This is a genomic window from Streptomyces sp. NPDC098781 (assembly GCF_044759995.1).
Classification (GTDB): domain Bacteria; phylum Actinomycetota; class Actinomycetes; order Streptomycetales; family Streptomycetaceae; genus Streptomyces.
The window spans coordinates 146,862-164,428 of sequence record NZ_JBIWAK010000003.1; the positions used below are offsets into that span (position 1 = coordinate 146,862).

The following is a 17,567-nucleotide window of genomic DNA, read 5'->3' on the forward strand; positions in this document are numbered from 1 at the left end:
CACGGGGCAGTCCTGGGCGGAACGATCGGCCTCGATGCCGTCGCGCGGCGCCGCGGAAAGCCGGGACGGGGCTCAGCCGCGTCAGGTGGTCATCCGGACGGCGCCGGGGCCCAGGACGGGCTCCACGTCGGATCCCGCGACCTCGTCGCCGCAGGAACAGCGCAGCTCGACGCGGACGTGGCCGCCGCAGCCGGAGTGGCGCAGCACCACCGGCGTGGCCGCCGGGTCGCCGAGGTGGCTGTCGCCGTACCGGAGCAGCGCGGCCAGGACCCATTGCAGGTCGTGAGCGAGCGGAGTTACGTGGTACTCATGGCGCGTGCGCCGGCCGGCCTCCTGATAGCTCCGCCGTTCCAGCAGGCCGGCCTCCACCAGTTGCCGAAGGCGCTCGGTGAGTGCCCGGCGGGAGATCCCGAGGTGCTCGGCCATCTCGTCGAAACGATGCAGTCCCGCGAAGACCTCGCGCAGGATGAGCAGGGTCCATCGCTCGCCGACCAGGTCGAGTGTCGCGGCGACGCTGCAGTTGCCCAGATCGATTTCTCGCCACTCCATGTCGACAGCGTACCTTGGGTTTCGCTTTGGAACTCAGCCTTGACGGTGCCTGAGTTCCAGATGGAGACTCAGATGGTCGGCTGGAAAGTCGGCTGGTCGGCATCGCCGCCTCCGACCGCGAAAGCCGGCACCAACACCACCTGAGGAACAGCTCATGCCTGTCTTCAACGCCCACATCCCCGCCAACCGCTTCTCCTCGCAGCAGAAGCGCGGTCTCGCCGATGCGCTCAACCAGTCGTTGGTCCGGGCCCTCGGAATACCCGAGGGCGACCGGTTCATCATGATCAGCGAGCACGGCGAGAACGAACTCTTCCTGGACCCGACGTTCATGGACATGCAGCGCAGCGGCGATGCCATGATCATCACGCTTCAGCTCGGGGCCCACCGGCCTCTGGAGGACAAGCGGGCGGTGGTGGCGGCCATCAACGAGCTGGTGGTCGAGGCGCTCGGCGTCTCGCCCGATGACATCTTCATCTCGTTGATTCCGGTCCCGATCGAGAACTTCTCCTTCGGCCGGGGGGAACTCCAGCTTGCCGAAGGCGCCCCGCGCTGGTGAACCAGCCGATTGACACGTGAGCCCGGACAGCGCCCTGTGGAGTTTCTCCCGGCTGGACTGCGGAGGGGAACACCGCCACCGCAGGAGGCCACCTGGCCTCCCAGCACCTCGCGACCTGAGTGATCACCCAAATGCTCGGGGAGGACGCCGCGCGCGCCGTCATCGGTTACGTGGCCCCGGTCGGCGAAGATCAGGAGACCGTCGAGCGCGCCCTGCGCGCCGTCCTCCGGCGCCCCCCGGCACTGCAATGACGAGCCGGAGGCAGCGGTCGGTGCCGGTCACGGCCGGTCGGGGGAGCTCAGACTCCAACGTCCGCCGCTCCACTGTCCCTCGGCCGCCGCACTCAAGGAGACCTCCATGAACGAACTGCTCACCGGGGCGATCGAAGCCCATGGCGGGAGCGCACGCTGGCGCGAACTGACCCAGGCGCGGGCCACCCTCGTCAGCGGCGGTCATCTGTTCAGCGCGAAAGGCATGCCGCAGGATCCCGCTCCACGCGAGATGACCGTTCTCCTCCACGAGGAGAACGCCTCGGTCAGACCGTTCGGCGCTCCGGACCAGAAGACCGACTTCACGCCCGGGCGTGTGCGCATCGACAAGCTCGACGGCCAAGTGGTGGCCGAACGGGAGGACCCACGGTCGTCCTTCAGCGGCCACACTCTGGAGACGCCCTGGGACCCGCTGGACCGCGCCTACTTCAACGGCTACGCCCTGTGGACCTACCTCACCACGCCGTTCCTGCTGGCCATGCCCGGCTTCACGGTCACCGAGATCGAGCCGTGGCGGGAAGGAGACGAACTCTGGCGAGGACTGCGGGCCACCTTCCCGCCCGAGATCGCCAGCCACAGCACCCACCAGGACTTCTACTTCGGCCCCGACCGGCTGCTGCGCCGACACGACTATCACGTCGATGTGGCAGGCGGGTTCGCCGCAGCGCAGTACGTCTACGACTTGGTGGAAGCGGACGGCATCGTGCTGCCCACCAAGCGCCGGGCCTACCGCCGCGATGCCGACGGCCGTCCTGTCCTCGACCAGGTCATGGTCTCGATCGACCTCAGCGACATCCACTTCAGCTGACCGCAGGAGAACGGGCGGGTTCCGGGCGGCGCGATGCCCAGCCTGTTCGCGTCCTCCACCAGCCGGCGCCACACCTTCGGCACGACGGGCACGCCCTCGGCGGCCCGGCCCTCGGCCAGTGCGGCGCTGCGCTCACCGGGGTAGAACACGCCGGCGGCGCCGTCCGCCACCGCTCGGAAGACGAGGGGGACGCGTACCCTCGCCCGGAGCACCGGTGTGTACTCCTCGCATGGCGGGATGCCCGCCTGACGAGTGACCATGCGGTGAGGGCAGCAGATGTTCCCCGGCCTGGAGGCGCCATGCCTGCACCACCCACGACCGCGCTGATGTGGGACGTCATCGAGCGGTACTTCGATCTGCTCCAGGCTCACGTGCCCGCGGAGCAGATGCTGGCCGAGGTGCTGACCGACGACTTCCGCACCGGCTTCGTCGACGGCCTCGTATGGGAAGGCGAGCACGGACTGAGAGAGTTTCTCGCGGCCCGGTCGGACTTCTTCGACGAGTCGCACACGATCGAGCAGCTGGATGTGCCCGAGGAGCTCTCCGACGGCCGGTGGCGCGTCCGCACCAGGCTGGAGTTCTTCCTGCGTCACAGGCCCGAGGGAGCACCGGCCAGCGACTCCTACACCGGCAAGGCCTTCCATGCCTGGGACTTCCAGCCCGCCGAAGAGCCGGCCGACTGGCGAGTCGCGGCCCAGATGGTGGAAGGGTTCGCGCAGCTCAATGAGAACGCGCAAAGGCTCTTCTCCCGCCCGGCCGGCGGCCTCCAGACCGACGAGAGCTGACCCCGGCGCCGTCGACGTCTCGCTCTCCCCGAACCTGGCCCGCACGCCCCCCTGCGCACTACGTCAAATTACGGAAGCCGGGGCATCCGCGGCGTTCGTATCGTCGCCGCAAGGCCGCATCAGCGGGCCCGAGGAACAGGGGAGGCATGATGAGCGACAACGCGCCGCGCGGGAACGTCGTCCTGGTCCACGGAGGTTTCGTGGACGGCTCCGGCTGGCGGGGGGTGTACGAGGCGCTCAAGGCCGACGGTTACCACGTGGCTGTCGTGCAGAACCCCACGCTGTCGCTGGACGGCGACGTGGCCGCGACTCGGCAGGTCATCGACGCGCAGCAGGGGCCGGTGATTTTGGTCGGTCACTCGTACGGCGGGGTCGTGGTGACCGAGGCCGGCAACCACGAGAAGGTGACCTCGCTGGTGTACATAGCGGCGTTCGCCCCCGATAAGGGCGAGTCGGTGAACACTCTGATCGCCGACCCGCCGCCCGGAGCCGCGGTGCCGCGGTGCCGCGGTGCCGCCGATTCTGCCGCCGGTCGAGGGTTTCCTGCATCTGGACCGCGACAAGTTCGCCGAGGCGTTCGCGGGTGATCTGCCGCTCGCCCAGGCGGAGTTCCTCGCCGACTCGCAGGTGCCGTGGGGGCTGGACGCGGCGGGCGGAGCGGTCTCGGCGCCGGCCTGGCGCACCAAGCCCTCGTGGTACCTGGTGGCCACCGAGGACCACATGATCCCGCCGCCCGCGCAGCGCGCGATGGCCGAGCGCATCGGCGCCCGGACCGTCGAGGCCGGGGGCAGTCACGCGATCTACGTCTCGCAGCCGGCGGCCGTGGCCGACCTCATCAAGCAAGCGGCCGGCTGACCCACGGGAACGCGGCAGCGCGCGCCGCCTGGCCCCGAGCGGGCCCCGGTCGGCGCGCGTTCGACTGCTCTCACCCAGTGGGCCCGCCCCGGCTCACGCATGCGGTGGCCCCCAACCCCACGACCCCTGACATCCCGAAGGCGCTCGGCTGCGGGGCAGCTGCCGTATGCCCGCGCTCTCGGCACAGGCCGCCCAGGCGACTGACGCTGGCCCATGCTGCCCAGGCCGTCACCGGAGAAAGAACGCCATGGAATCCGTAGACCCGCGCCAGAAGTTCACACTCGGAGCCGCCGCACTCGTCCTCGCCTCTGCGGCGGCCTTCGCCACTTTGACCCCTGCGGCATTAGCTTCCGGCGACGATCGCCACGGCACGCGCCCGCCGAAGCCCACCGTCGTGCTCGTCCATGGCGGCTTCGCGGACGCCTCCAACTGGAACGGCGTCATGGCCAGGCTCCAGAACGACGGTTATCCGGTCATGGCTGCGGCGAATCCCCTGCGCGGGATACCCACGGACGCCGCGTACATCGCCGGCGTCCTGCGGTCGATCAAGGGACCGATCGTGTTGGTCGGGCACTCGTACGGCGGCGCTGTCATCACGAATGCCGCCGCCGGCAATCCCAACGTCAAGGCCCTTGTCCACGTTGCCGCCTTCGTGCCCGACCAGGGCGAGAAGCTCGGCGACATCATCAACCGCCACCCCGGCAGCGAGACCCGGGCCGCCCTCGACCCCGTACCGTTCAGCAACCCCGACGGCACCACAGGAACCGACCTGTACGTCCGTCCCGACTGCTTCCGCGACGTCTTCGCAGCCGACCTGCCGAGGAAGGAGACGGCGCTGATGGCCGCCGGGCAACACCCCTTCAGCGCATCCTCCTTCGAGGACGTCAGCGGACCCGCGGCCTGGCGCACCATCCCGTCCTACGGCGTGGTCGCCGGCGCCGACAAGGCGATCCCCGCGGCGGTGGAGCGGTGGGAGTACCGGCGGGCCGGCGCGCGCCGGGTGGTCGAAGTCCCCGGGGCCTCCCACGTCGTCATGATCAGCCACCCCGACGTCGTGGAGCGCCTCGTCGAGGAGACCGCAACCGCCAGTCGCTGAGGTCGCCGGGCGCCGGACACCTCCGCTTTTTCCGCGTACGTGACACCTTGGCCGCCCTGAAGGTTGACTTGAGGCATGGACGCATCCCTGATCGGCCGCGAGTTCGACCTGACGATGCTCGCGCGGTTCCTGGACGACGTTCCTCACGTCGGCGGGGCCGTGATGATGTTGGGGGATCCGGGGGTCGGCAAGACCGCGTTGCTCGGCGCGGTCGCCCGCCGGGCCGAATCCGCGGGGGTGCGCGTGCTGCGGACGGCCGGAGTGCAGTACCGAGCCGAGGCCGGTTACGGCGCGCTGCGGCAGTTGCTGACGTCGACGCCGGACACCCGGGCCGCCGCTGTCCGAAGCCCCGCCCTCGCGGCTGCCCTCGGATTCGAGCGCGGCACCGCAGCACACGCGGCCCGAACCGGCGCGCTCGGTCCGGCCGGCGGGACCGGCCACGAGACGGTGGCCGAAGCGGTGGTGGCCCTGCTCGCGGACGGCGCCGGCGACCGATCCACGCTCCTCGTCCTCGACGACGCGCAGTGGCTGGACCGGGCCAGTGCGGACATCCTGGCTCAGGTCGCCCGCCTCCTGGGCGCCGGCATCGGGATGTTGGCCGCGGCCCGCGCCGGAGAGGAGAGCTTCTTCGACCACAGCGGACTGCCCCTCCACGAGGTCGGTCCGCTCGACGAGGCGGCTGCCGAGACGTTGCTGACCCGCCGTTTCCCGGCGCTGGCTCCGCGGGTCCGGCGCCGCTTGATGGCCGACGCGGAAGGCAACCCGTTGGCGCTGCTGGAACTCCCGACCACCCTCACCGGCGTCCAGCAGGCGACATCGCACGCCCTGCCCCCGCGTCTGCCACTGACCCAGCGCCTCCAGTCCGCGTTCGCCTCCCGGATCAAGGGCCAGCCCGCGGCCACCCGGCACCTGCTGCTCGTCGTTGCCCTGGAAGGCAGCGGCAACACGCACATCGTCCGCCGTGCCGTGGCGGACCGGTGCGGCATGAAGCACTGGGCCGCGGCCGAACGGGTCCAGTTGGTCCACACCGACGAGACCACCGGGCGCCTGGAGTTCCGGCACTCGCTGATCCGCTCGGCCGTCGTGGAACTGTCGACCGGCGAGCAGCGCCGCAGCGTGCACCACGCGCTCGCGGAAGCGTGGATCGGCGTACCGGAACAGCGTGCCTGGCACCTCGGCCGCGCCGCGGTCGAACCCGACGAACAGATCGCCGCCCTCCTCGAGGAAGTGGCCGAACTGAGCGCCGGACGAGGCGACGGGCCCAGCGCGGTGGCGGCGCTGGCGCGCGCCGCGGACCTGAGCCCGGACGGGTCCGCGCAGGCCCGTCGCCTGGCCAAGGCCGCGTACGTGGGTGCCACGCTCACCGGGAACCTGCGCGACGTGCCGCGGCTGCTCGACAACGCCCGCCAGGCCGCTCCCGGCCCCGATTCCCTGCACGCCGCCGTCGCCACCGCGATACACCTGCTGAACAGCTACGGAGACATCGACACCGCGCACCGGGTGCTCAGCGGCGCGATAGCCCTGCGGAGCACGCCGCACGATCCGGCCGACGCCACGCTGTTGGACGCCGTGTTCACCTTGCTGATGGTGTGCTTCTACGGCGGCCGAGCCGAACTGTGGTCGGCCTTCGACGAAGCACTGGCGAACTTCACGTCACCACCGGAACTGCTGGAGGTGACCCGAGCCACCCTCGGCGACCCCGCCAACGCCCACCCCGCCGACCTCACCCGCCTGGACAGCGCGCTCGGCTCGGCGCTCAGCGCGTCCGACCCGGTGCAGGTCGTGCGGGTCGGGATCGCCGCCTCGTGCGTCGACCGCCTCGCTCCGCTGGAAGCGCCGCTGCGCCGCATCGGCTACGGCGAACGGGCGGTCGACAACGTCTTTCCCGCCATCCAGGCCCTGGTTCTGTTCTGCCACTACGCCTGGTTCGCCGGACGGTGGGACGAACTGCGCACCGTCGCCCGCGACGCGCTGGATCTGAGTGAGGAGTACCAGTACACCCTGCGCTCCTGGCCCGCGAAGTACCTCTTGGCCGATGTGATGGCCGCCGCCGGCGAGTTCGAGGACGCGCGCCGTCTCGCCGACCAGATGGACCAGTGGGCCGGGTCCCGCCGCGCACACACCGTCCGCTGCTACGCCGCCCACGTCCGCACGCTGATCGCGTTGGGCCAGGGCGACTTCGAGGCGGCGTACCGGCACGTGATCACCATCGCGCCGGCCGGATCGTTCCCGCCCTTCATACGGATGGCGCTGTGGGCCCTGCTGGACACCGTGGAGGCCGCCGTACGCTCCGGGCGCCGCGAACTGGCGCTGCGACACATCGACGCCGCCCGACGGTCCTCCTTGCACCGGACCTCGGCTCGGCTGAACTTCGTCCTCCTCGGCGCCGACGCCCTGGCCACCGAGAGCGACACGGAAGCCGAACTCCGTTTCGACGCGGCCCTGTCGGTGGAGGGCCGCGAACGCTGGCCGTTCGAGCTGGCTCGTATCCACCTCTACTACGGCGAACGGCTCCGGCGCGGCCGCGCCCCGGGCCAGGCGCGCGGGCACCTGGACATCGCCTCCCAGACGTTCACCCGACTCGGTGCGACGCCGTGGGCCGACCGCGCCGCCAAGGAACTCCGCGCGTGCGGGAGTCCGGCCCGTGACATGCCTGCCGGGCCCGAAGGCACGGCACTCACCCCCCAACAACGGGAGATCGCAAGCCTCGCGGCAGCGGGACTGACCAACAAGCAGATCGGCGAGAAGCTGTTCCTCTCCCCACGAACCGTGTCCACGCACCTCTACCAACTGTTCCCCAAGCTCGGCATCAGCTCGCGGGCTGCCCTGCGGGATGCTCTGGAGTCGCTCGACCGACGGAACTTGTAATCGGGGCCTTCGTGCCCGCCGAAAACAGGGCCGCACGCGGCTTTGCCGGGCCGACGGCCGCCATCCGGTGCCAGTTCGCGACCTCGGTGCCGCCCGACTCCCAAGAGGCTCTCACGCGCCCGCCCAGGCTCCCGGCATACATGGTCTGACCTGGTGTTTTCCTCGGATTCTCGTAGGCTGGGGAGCTCGGCTGGACAGCTTCGGAGGGGACATCGTGAGTGACGACGCCATCAGGTACGACGCCGGCCACATCCAGGTTCTGGAAGGGAGGGAGGCCGTGCGGAAGCGGCCCGGGATGTATGTCGGCTCCACCGGTGAACGCGGCTTGCGGCAGCTGGTGTTCGACGTGGCCGACCGGGCGGTGAACGAGGTCCTGGTCGGCCGCGCCAGCCGGGTCGAGGTCACGCTCACAGCAGACGGTGGTGTGCGCATCGCCGACGACGGTCCCGGTGACCCCTTCGAGGACACCGGGACCGCCGGCGCTCCTGGTCTCGAGACTCTGCTGACCCGCATACAGACCGGGGTGCAGCCCGCAGGCCGCCACGACGTGGCACTCGGCTACTGCGGCATGGGTCCCTTTGTCACCAACGCCCTGTCGAGCCGCCTGACGGCTGAGGTACGGCGCGAAGGGGTCAGCCGGGTTCAGGAGTACTCGCGAGGCATCGCGGTCACCCCGACCACCCGTTCGGGGCCGGCGACAGGAACCGGGACCACCATCACCTTCTGGCCCGACGCCGAGATCTTCGGGACGGCGACGTACTCGTTCGACGGCCTGGAGGAGCGGTTCAGGGAACTCGCCTTCCTCAATCGGGAGCTGGACATCTCGCTGACCGACCGACGCCGCCCGGTCGAGGCCCGAACAGTGCGGTTCCGGTTCCCGGGCGGGGCACGGGACTTCGTCGCTTTCCTGGACGAGCGGGCCGGGGCACCCGTTCACCCGGACGTCATCGCTCTCGGATGGGAGGACCGCCGGATCGCCGGGACGGTGGAGGTGGCCTTGCGATGGTGCCACTCTCGAGAGCAGCGGATCCGCAGCTACGCCAACTGCCGCCCCACCCTCCATGGCAGCACGCACGAGACGGGTTTCTGGGAGGGGTTGACGGCTGCGATCGACGCCTACGCCCGTGAGCAGCGGCTACTGGCAGCGTCGGACGCACCTCTCGGCACCGACCGGATCGGCGAGGGCCTGACGGCGGTCGTGTCGGTGAAGCTGGACCAACCCGAGTTCCACGGCGCGACCCGCAGTGTGCTGGGCGGCACCGGAGTGCGCGAATGCGTCGCTCAGGCCGTCCAGGAACACCTCGACAGCTGGTTGGCAAGCCACCCGGAGCAGGCCGCGGCCATCATCGACCGGATCTCGGGATCGAGCGCAGCACCGGTGGCCACAGGAATGTGAAGCGGTCCCGCCACCTCGACGGCTTGGATTCTGCAGCTGGTCCCACACCCAGCCGCAGCGGATCTAACTCGCGTCCCTCAGCGAACCTGCCAGCTCCGCGGTGCTGAGGATGGCGTGGGCGAAGGTCGGGCCGTTGAGCTCGTGGGCGGCCTGCATCATCTCGGGCTGGAAGGCCGCCGTGGCGTCGCGTACCAGCGTGACGTGATAGCCGAGCTCCATGGCGAACCGGGCGGTCGACTCGATGCAGGTGTTCGCCAGCAGGCCGATGACGATCACCTGGGTGATGCCGCGCTGCTTGAGCTGGAAGTCGAGGTCGGTGTTGGCGAACCCGCTCTGGGCCCAATGCTCCTTGACGACGACCTCCCCCTGCTGCGGCTGGAAGTCCGGGTGGAACTCACCGCCCCATGTGCCGCGTGCGAACAGCTGTCGACTCTGCACGCCCCGCTGGCTGGCGGTGAGATGGTCCCAGCCCTCGTAGTCGCCCGGCTCCCAGCGTCGGTGCGGGACGAAGAACACCTTCAGGCCGGCCTGCCGTCCGGCGGCCAGCACCGTCCGCAAGTTGTCCAGCAGACCGACCTCGGTGGCGACCGCCTCGACCCTCGGCCAGACCTTGCCTCCCTCGGCGAGGAAGTCGTTGTAGGGGTCCACGAGGAGGATCGCTGTCCGGCCTTGGGCGTAGCCCTGGGACATCGTCTTGCCTCACCTTCTGCTGGTCGCACCCAACCGCCGCTCCAGGCAAGGATGCAGGCCATCGAGCCGTTCGAGGCGCACATGCCCGCACGTTCTGTCCGCGGTCACCCATCTGCTCAACGGACCCGCGGTGGTGGAGGTGGGCGGCACGGCCTGTGCCGCGTTGCGGGGGAAACCTCAGAACCGGACTGACGGCGCGCCAGGTGATCACGTACCGAGCCGATCCCCCACTGCACTGTGCGCCATGTCACGCAATGCAAAAGTCACCCAGGTTGCCCATATCACAGCGCAAATGTCCATTTAACGCCCATGCTCGAACCGGACACCGCAGTCCGAAGTGGAGCGCACGGGCATGGACTTGAGTGCGCCGTTCCGAAGTGATCCATGCCACAGCGATCGTGACCTTCTTCCTGGCCCTCCGTAGAAAGGTGCTGACCATGCCCGCTTACCTGTGCCCGCCTGCCGTGATACACGGCGAACACTCCGTGAAGACGAGCCAGATCGTGTCGGACGTGCGCGGTCGGCACCCGAACGCGGCGTGGGCGCCGCGCATTGACAGCATCGCGGCCAGTACGGGCATCGAGAACCGCGGATGGATGCTGCCGCTGGAGACCGCCGTCGCGCCCGGCAAGGGCAACGGCTTGCCGACCGCCGGCAGGGGGGCGACCCGCGAGGCGCTGGCCGGTGAGGGCTTCGCCGAACAGGACGTGGACCGCGTCATCGCCGCCCTTGAGTCGATACCCGCGCCGCAGACCGTCCAGGAACGCACAGCCCCGGCCTGGGAGGCCGTGCAGTCCTACGGGGAGCGTGCGGCGCGCGGGGCCCTCCAGATAGCCGGGCTGGACGCCTCGGACGTCGACTGCTTGATCACCAGCCACTCCACCACCCCGGCGCTGCCGGGGCTGGACATCGCCCTGGCCAACAAGCTCCCCCTCCGCAGCGACGTGATGCTGCTGCCGGCCACCCAGTGGGCCTGCATCGCCGGCACCCGCTCCCTCGCCCTGGCGGCCGATCTTGTGGCCGCGGATCCGGACCGGGTGGTCCTGGTCGTGATCGCGGAGGCGCTGAGCACCACCTACCAGCCCGCGGACGACACGCTGGAGTCCTTGATCGTCCGTCTGCTGTTCGCGGATACCGCGGTCGCCGCGGTGGTCACGGGCCGCCGGCGGGCCGAGTCGGTGCTGCGCCTGGACGCCGCCTGGAACCACACGCTGCCCGGCACGCAGGACCTGCACCGCCTGGAGACGCAGGCGGACGGCACCCACTTCGTGATGGACCGGCGCGGTCCGCGCGCCGTGCAGGAGACGGTGACCGCGATGTGGGAGTGGCTGCACGCCCGTTACCAGGACGACCCCGACGCCTGGCACCCCGACGTCCTGCTCGCCCACCCCGGCGGGACGCGGGTGCTGGAGTACATGGAGCAGACGATGCCCGACAGCTGGCCCTCGGGGCTGCTCGACCACAGCCGGGACAGCTACACCAGCGGCAATCGCGGGGGCGCCGCCGTGTTCGACATCCTGCGCAGGGCGCATGACGCCGGGCTGGAGCCGGGCAGTCGTGCCGTGCTGTACGCGGCGGCCCCGGGGCTCACGGCCACCGCCTTGGAAGGGGAATGGCTGTAGCGCGCGCTCGGACCGCCCCGATGCCGGCGGTCGCTCTCCGCACCGGCGGTCGCCGTCCGGCCTCAGGCCGCGGCACCGCCTGACGAGCGCACGTCACCCCCCACACACGTCCTCCCCGCGCACACGTCACCCCCCAACCACACAGCCCCGAGCCCCCAAGCCCCTGAGCCCCTGCACCCCCGCAGGCGCTTCACCTTTCAATCGACGCCCAGACCACCTTGCCGCTGTCCGTCCACCGCACCCCCCACCTCGTGGTGAGCCCATGCACGACGTGCAGACCACGACCACCGTCGCCGAGGAGCCCCTGGCGGCCCAGTCGCGGCCTGCCGTTGCCCGTGTCGCCCACCTCGCACAGCAGTCCGGGACCGGTCCTGATCAGCCGTACCGTGATGGGCCCTGCGGCGAAGCGGACCGCGTTGGCTACCAGCTCGCTGACCACCAGCAGCACGCTGTCCCGGGTGTCGTCCCTGACGCTCCACTCCCCCAGCAGCTCGGACACCAGCGTGCGGGCCCGGGCCGCCGCGTCACCGCGGGCGGGCAGACGCCAGGTCGCGGTGTCCCCCTTGCGGTAGCCGATCATGCGGGCGAGCAGCAGGGTCATGTCGTCCCGCTGGCGTGCGGGCGCCAGCGCCGAGACCACGCGCCGAGCGGCCTGGTCCAGGGCGTCCCAGGGGTGCACCGTGGACACGGCCTCGGCCAGCCTGCCGATGCCCTCGTCGATCGACAGGGCGGGGTCCTCGACCAGGCCGTCGGTGTAGAGGGCGAGCAGCGAGCCGGGGGGTGCGGCGAACGCGTACACCTCGAACGGCTCGCGCAACGCGAACTCGGCCCCCAGTCCGGGGTGGGGACGCGCCGCGACCGGACCGCCCTGCCCCTCCGGTGGCACCAGGATCGGGGGCAGATGGCCGGCGCTGGACAGCGCCACTCGGTGGCTGACCGGGTCGTACACGGCGATGCAGCAGGTCGATCCCAGCGCGCTGTAGCCGGCCGCCAGCCCGGACTCCGCGTCGTCGAGCAGGGTCACGGTCTCGTCCAGGTGCTCCAGCACCTCGTCGGGCGCCAGCCCCGCGGACAGCAGGGCGCGGGCCTCCATGCTCAGCTGTCCCATGGTCGCCGCGGCTCCCAGCCCGTGCCCTACGACGTCACCGACCACGAGCGCCGTACGGCCGTCCGGCAGCGGAAAGCTGTTCACCCAGTCTCCGCCGACGCCCGCGCTGTCGGGGGTGGCGGGCTGGTAGATGCTGGCGGTCTCGATGGTGTCGCCGCCGGACCGCGGCAGGAGCCGGCGTTGCAACGCCAGGACCTGTGTGTGCTCGCGCTGGTGCTGACGGGCCAGGTCCACGTGGTGGGAGGTCCTGGCCACGAGTTCCTGCAAGTCGAGGAGCTCGCTGTCGTCGAAGGGGCGGCCCGAGCGCCGCCAGACCTCCGCCACCCCGAGAACGACGGGCGGTGAGCCGTCCAGGACCAGCGGTATGTACGCCACACCGGCCGCCCGGTCACCTGGCACCAGGGAACGGACCAGCCGCGCGCTGCCGAGCACCCGTTCGATCGCCTGCCGGTCGGGCAGGACGATGGCCTGCGCGGCATTGTCACGGCGAATCGCCTGCGAGAGGAGGCGACTCGCGTCGGTGGGCAGATCGTCGCCCGGGGTCACGTAGCCGTCGGGCCACACCCGGTCCGGCACCAGGGCCGCTCGCCGCAGCCGGATGCGCCGCTGCGGCTGCTCGGTGACCACCTCGCCCGTCCAGACGGCGAGGTCGAGGTCGATGGCGGCCACGTCTCCCCAGGCCAGCAGGGACTCCGCCAGCGACTGCGCGGTCTCGCCGATGTCCAACGAGGTGCCGATCGCGGTCTCGGCGGCATACAGATGCAGCCTCCTCGCCATGGCGATCAGCGTGACGGTCAGTCCCTCATGGGGTGGCGCGGCGGGCAGGATGCTCATCGAGACCACCAGCTCCGACCCGTCGCCGCGCCGCAGCCGCTGGACGCGGGCGACGTGCGGCTCCCCGGTCTCTAGGACCTGCCGCAACCGCCGGGTGACCGTCGGTACGTCCCAGGGAGGCAGAAGATCGACGAAAGGGCTACCCGCAGCGACCTCCACCCCCGCGAAGACGGGAGCGTCCAGATTGCAGCGGGTGACTCTCAGGTCCCGGTCCAGGTTGACCGCGCCGAGGATCTGCTCCTGACGGCCGGGCGGCGTAGTGGTCTGCACGCGTTGACGGGCGGCGCTGCCACCCTGCGGGTCGGCGGAACCCGCTGCCGCCGGCGCCGCGCCGCGCGGGATGTACTGCCCCAGAGCGCCGCTGACCATGTCGAACGGCGACCGAGAGGAACGGGAGGGGGTGGAGTCCATGCGGCTCTCTCAGCTCACTCGCCAACCCCGGCACAGCGCCGGGGCCGTACCGGAACCCGGGCGACAGGGTCCCGAGATTCCTGACCGCACACCTCATTCAATAACACCCGGGACGGCTTCGCCTACGGCAGCGGATCGCGGAGTGGGAGCGCGCAGTGGCGTATGACTACGTCGGGTGACGACCGCTCGCGCTGTCCGTGGGCGCCGAGCGCCAAGGCGATCTTGACCGCGAGATACCCCAGGCCGCCCAGTCCGGCCACCGCCACCCGGGTCCCCGGGCCCACGCGGAGGGCGCGCAGCGGTTCCCAGACAGTGATTCCGGCGCAGAGCAGAGGTGCGGCGGCGGCCGGATCAAGGGCGGCGGGGAGGTCGTGGGCGAGACGATCGCGCACGACGTACTCACGGGAGAACCCCCCGAGTGTGGTGGTTCCGTCACGCCGGTCCACGCCGGCGTAGGTCAGGACCGGGAAGGCGTGACAGAAGCCACCGGTGAGCAACGTCTACGCGACGACCGCACAGGACGACCCCGCCGAGCTGCACGATCAGCGTCGTGCCCTGCTCCACGACAGCGTCCGCCGCACGGGCGATGGCAGCCGACGAAGCCTAATTCTGCCCGTCTGGCCTCCCGGCCGAGAGACTTGCCGCACAGTCCGCCACGAGGCCTTGCTGAGTGGCCGATTGGGCACGCGGCAGGCGGCAGGCGGCAGACGGCACCGATCGCCGCCGGACGCAAAGACGCCTGCCCCGCACCCCCGGAGTACCAGGATGCGGGACAGGCGATGGAGCCACGGTCCAGCCGTCAGCCGAGATCGAATCCAGACCCGGCGTCGCCGAATCCGGACCCGGCCTCACCGAAACCGGACGCGCCCTGGCCGGAGCCGAACGCGCCTTGATCGAACGTGGGCGCAGCCGGAGAGCTGGTGCCGAATTCGGTGCCGGCGTTGCCCATTTCATCCTCGTCGGCGAGGGCCTGGCCCGCGCCGACGAACAGAACGGTCCCGGCGAGAGCGACGGCGGCCAGCACGGTTGGTGCGCGCATGAACGTCTCCTTCGGTCGATGTCAGTTCGCCAGAGGTATGCCGCCACCCCGCGGACGAGTAGCACCGACGTGCACACAAACACCCGAACAGGGGCCCACATGACGCCGCCCGCACCAGAACCTCCACCCGGACGACTACCCCGGACTGACGCTGTGTCAGACGGTCGGTGGCCGTTCCGGTGTTACGGCGTTGTCGGTCCGGCCTGCTTCCACCAGGCGGCGGACGCGTCGCGCAGGGTGTTGGTGCCGCAGTGCACCTCGCCCATGCCGAGGTGGTAGGTGTACCAGTCGTCGATGTACGACACCTTCAGGCCCACCCGCACATAGGCCGCCGTCACGGCTTGCGTGAAGATGTCCTTGCCGCCGATGACAGGACCCCACTGGCGGGGAGCGAGATAGCGGTCCCGGCTGAGGAGGATGCCGTTGACCGCTCCGGGTACGTACGCGCTCGTGGCGACGGTCGCCGGTGCGGCAGCGGCGGCGTCGTTCCCGGCCCCGGCCAGCCACCGCTGCTGGCCCTGTTCCTTCAGGGCGTCCGGCACAGGTGTGTTGCCGCCCATGCGGGTCAGTCGCGGTACGCGGACGTTCTCCCCGCCCTCCGTACGGGCCATCGAGCCGCGGGTGTAGAGGGCCGGCACGCGCACGATCTCGTCGTCGGTCACGCCGGTCTCACGCTTGAGGACCTGGAGATTGGCCGCGATGCGTTCGGCCGCCATCGTGTTGTCCGACACCAGGTGCCGGGAGGCGAGGGCCTGGTCGATGGTGTCCGCCAGCGGCGGGGAGCCCCCGAGCCCCGGGACGGAGAACATCTTGGTGCCGCCATGGCCCGCGCGCTGGGCGTCGCGCAGCAGTTGCAGGCCCGCTTCGGGGTCGGCGACGCCGATCCGCCAGCCGCGTGGGGTGTCGGCGGGCAGGAACTGCACGAACTCGTCGACGTGCCCGACCTCCAGCCAGGAGGTGTCCAGCAGCAACGGGTCCTGTAGTCCCTGGGACTTCAGCAGCGTACGCATCGTCGCCGAAGGACGCTGGCCGCTGTCCTTGCGCCACCCCATGATGATCCGTCCGGCCGGGAACGAGCGGCCGTTGTGGGCGTACGGCGGGACGGTCTCCAGGTTTCCCATGGAGTTGAGCGACCAGTCCGCGGGGGGCGTCCTGTCGAAGGCCTGTACGACTCCGATGTCCCGTCCCCGGACCTTCTCGAACAGCTCACGGCCGGCCTCGCGGTCCGGCTGCGCGGAGCGGAGCAGCACGCGCATCACGTGCCGGCGCCCGTTGGCCGCGGTCATGCTGACGTAGGCCGGCTCGACGAAGTCCTGCGCCCAGGCGTCCTGGTACTTGTCGAACGTCACCAGCGGCCGGGTGATGCCGGCCTTCTCCGCTTCCCTCTTGAGGTCGGTGACGAACTTGCCCTGAAGCCCGCTCCAGTCCGCCTCCCGGTTGAGCTTGGTCACCATCAACTGCTGGGCCTGCTGGAGATGGTGGTGGGTCAGGAGCGGGGCCACGCGCAGGGTGACGGAGTCGGTGGTGCTGCGGCCGCCCGCCGTCACGGTCAGACGGATGACCGTTCTGCCGTCCCACTTCCGCGTGTCCCGGATGATGTCGGTGGCCTCGACGCCGAGTTCCACACCGGAGCGCAACTCGGCCGTCGACAAGCTGGTCCGCGACGTGACCAGGACCCAGCTGCCCGCACGCTTGAGGTAGACGCGAGTGTGGTCGGCTCCGGTGGTGACTTTGAGACTGCCCTTGGCGCCGGACGGCACGTTCCGCATCGGGACCGATCGGATACGGGCGAGGTCGGCGGCGTCGGCCGATCCGTTCACCCGGGTGTCGGAGGCATCGTTGCAGGCGGCCAGCTTGGCGTCGGACAGGGGTCTCCCGCCGGGTCCGGTGACCGGGCAGCGCTTGGTGTCGTCGTCGAGGTTGGGCAGGTAGACCGCTCCCCTGCCCACGGACCAGGTGTCCTCACCCGATGCGTCGGTGCCGCCGGTGACATCGACCCGCCCGTCGCGGTTCGAGTCGGCACGCAGATCGGCCCGTGCGGCCGGCTCCGCTGCGGCGGCGGGTGAGAGCGGCGCGGCCAGGGCGGTTCCGACCGCGGCGAGCGCGAGGACCACCGGTCCGGCTGGGTTCGTACGTATACGTCGGTGTGAACGCACAGCGCGTATCTCCTCAGTTGGGGGGTGCACCGTGCAAGAGACGAAAGGGCGGCCGTGCGTTCACTGTTCCGTCGAAAGTCCCGGGTCACGCAACCCGGTTCGACGGCCCGACGTCCCACTCCACGACGGACAGTTGGCGATCACCCGGGAGAGCACGTGGCGAAGAAGGACCAGCCGACGGATGCGGCGAAGGAAAAGGACCGCGAGAAGTGGATGGCTCGCTTCCAGGTGCGGCTGGCCATGCAGCCGGGTGTGGACCGGGTCGTCGTACTCCAGGCGGTCAAGGAGGTCTCCGTGCACTGCGCGGAGACGGGAGAGCACCCGCGGACCGCCTTCGGCGACCCGGACGCCTACGCCGTGCAGACCGCCGCCCGGCTGGTACCGGAGGACCGAGCGGAGCGCGCGAGGCGACGCGGCTCTGTCGTGGACGCGCTCGACTCGGTGCGCGACGCGGTCGGCAAAGTCGGCGGACTGTGACCGGTTGAGGGCGAGGCGGTCACACGCCCGCCTGGGAGCCGGCCAGGC

14 protein-coding genes and 2 pseudogenes are annotated in these 17,567 nt (G+C 70.6%); 9 read left to right on the forward strand and 7 right to left on the reverse strand.

Annotation, left to right across the window (positions count from 1 at the left end; genetic code table 11):
• Nucleotides 1-81: 81 nt before the first annotated feature.
• On the reverse strand, nucleotides 82-549 hold the full coding sequence (locus ACIQWG_RS12575; protein WP_404093885.1) for a winged helix-turn-helix transcriptional regulator: 468 nt from the start codon (nucleotides 547-549) through the stop codon (nucleotides 82-84).
• Between the two features lie 154 nt (nucleotides 550-703).
• Here ACIQWG_RS12575 and ACIQWG_RS12580 point away from each other — a divergent pair, with 154 nt between their 5' ends.
• Both ACIQWG_RS12580 and ACIQWG_RS12585 read left to right on the forward strand, forming a co-directional pair.
• Nucleotides 704-1,105, forward strand: a complete 402-nt coding sequence (locus ACIQWG_RS12580) for a tautomerase family protein (RefSeq protein ID WP_404093887.1) — start codon at nucleotides 704-706, stop codon at nucleotides 1,103-1,105.
• Between the two features lie 357 nt (nucleotides 1,106-1,462).
• Nucleotides 1,463-2,182 (forward strand): hypothetical protein, encoded by a 720-nt coding sequence (locus ACIQWG_RS12585; protein ID WP_404093890.1) that lies wholly within the window; start codon nucleotides 1,463-1,465, stop codon nucleotides 2,180-2,182.
• On the opposite strand, the gene ACIQWG_RS12590 is transcribed toward ACIQWG_RS12585, so the two are convergent.
• Nucleotides 2,101-2,442 (reverse strand): hypothetical protein, encoded by a 342-nt coding sequence (locus tag ACIQWG_RS12590; RefSeq protein WP_404093892.1) that lies wholly within the window; start codon nucleotides 2,440-2,442, stop codon nucleotides 2,101-2,103. The two genes, ACIQWG_RS12585 and ACIQWG_RS12590, sit on opposite strands and share 82 nt — an antisense overlap.
• A 39-nt stretch (nucleotides 2,443-2,481) precedes the next feature.
• Here ACIQWG_RS12590 and ACIQWG_RS12595 point away from each other — a divergent pair, with 39 nt between their 5' ends.
• From ACIQWG_RS12595 to ACIQWG_RS12615, 5 genes and pseudogenes are all read left to right on the forward strand, one after another.
• Nucleotides 2,482-2,967, forward strand: coding sequence for a hypothetical protein (locus ACIQWG_RS12595; protein WP_404093894.1), 486 nt, complete (start codon nucleotides 2,482-2,484; stop codon nucleotides 2,965-2,967).
• 149 nt (nucleotides 2,968-3,116) lie between these two features.
• Nucleotides 3,117-3,822: pseudogene (locus ACIQWG_RS12600) on the forward strand (alpha/beta fold hydrolase).
• A gap of 247 nt (nucleotides 3,823-4,069) precedes the next feature.
• Complete coding sequence (locus tag ACIQWG_RS12605; protein WP_404093897.1) at nucleotides 4,070-4,918, forward strand: alpha/beta fold hydrolase; 849 nt, start codon at nucleotides 4,070-4,072, stop codon at nucleotides 4,916-4,918.
• A gap of 75 nt (nucleotides 4,919-4,993) precedes the next feature.
• Nucleotides 4,994-7,786 carry an AAA family ATPase gene (locus ACIQWG_RS12610; protein WP_404093900.1) on the forward strand — a complete coding sequence of 931 codons (2,793 nt, stop codon included), beginning with the start codon at nucleotides 4,994-4,996 and terminating at the stop codon, nucleotides 7,784-7,786.
• Nucleotides 7,787-8,000: 214 nt separating this feature from the next.
• A complete protein-coding gene (locus ACIQWG_RS12615; protein WP_404093903.1) occupies nucleotides 8,001-9,182 on the forward strand; it encodes a DNA gyrase subunit B in 1,182 nt (393 codons plus the stop codon).
• A gap of 63 nt (nucleotides 9,183-9,245) precedes the next feature.
• Here ACIQWG_RS12615 and ACIQWG_RS12620 read toward each other — a convergent pair whose 3' ends face one another.
• A complete protein-coding gene (locus ACIQWG_RS12620; RefSeq protein ID WP_404093905.1) occupies nucleotides 9,246-9,872 on the reverse strand; it encodes an isochorismatase family cysteine hydrolase in 627 nt (208 codons plus the stop codon).
• Between the two features lie 437 nt (nucleotides 9,873-10,309).
• Here ACIQWG_RS12620 and ACIQWG_RS12625 point away from each other — a divergent pair, with 437 nt between their 5' ends.
• Nucleotides 10,310-11,494 carry a type III polyketide synthase gene (locus tag ACIQWG_RS12625; protein ID WP_404093907.1) on the forward strand — a complete coding sequence of 395 codons (1,185 nt, stop codon included), beginning with the start codon at nucleotides 10,310-10,312 and terminating at the stop codon, nucleotides 11,492-11,494.
• Between the two features lie 190 nt (nucleotides 11,495-11,684).
• On the opposite strand, the gene ACIQWG_RS12630 is transcribed toward ACIQWG_RS12625, so the two are convergent.
• From ACIQWG_RS12630 to ACIQWG_RS12645, 4 genes and pseudogenes are all read right to left on the reverse strand, one after another.
• Nucleotides 11,685-13,847: a SpoIIE family protein phosphatase gene (locus ACIQWG_RS12630; protein WP_404093909.1), complete on the reverse strand. Its 2,163-nt coding sequence runs from the start codon at nucleotides 13,845-13,847 to the stop codon at nucleotides 11,685-11,687.
• Nucleotides 13,848-14,017: 170 nt separating this feature from the next.
• Nucleotides 14,018-14,329: pseudogene (locus ACIQWG_RS12635) on the reverse strand (NAD(P)-dependent alcohol dehydrogenase); the annotation flags it as partial.
• A 317-nt stretch (nucleotides 14,330-14,646) separates the two neighbouring features.
• Nucleotides 14,647-14,886 (reverse strand): hypothetical protein, encoded by a 240-nt coding sequence (locus ACIQWG_RS12640; protein ID WP_404093912.1) that lies wholly within the window; start codon nucleotides 14,884-14,886, stop codon nucleotides 14,647-14,649.
• A 182-nt stretch (nucleotides 14,887-15,068) separates the two neighbouring features.
• Entirely contained in the window at nucleotides 15,069-17,042 is a 1,974-nt protein-coding gene (locus ACIQWG_RS12645; protein ID WP_404093915.1) for a protein-arginine deiminase domain-containing protein, read from the reverse strand.
• A 156-nt stretch (nucleotides 17,043-17,198) separates the two neighbouring features.
• On the opposite strand from ACIQWG_RS12645, the gene ACIQWG_RS12650 reads away from it, so the two are divergent.
• The gene (locus tag ACIQWG_RS12650; protein WP_404093917.1) at nucleotides 17,199-17,519 is read left to right on the forward strand and encodes a hypothetical protein; all 321 of its coding nucleotides are present in this window, start codon (nucleotides 17,199-17,201) and stop codon (nucleotides 17,517-17,519) included.
• Nucleotides 17,520-17,567 lie beyond the last annotated feature (48 nt).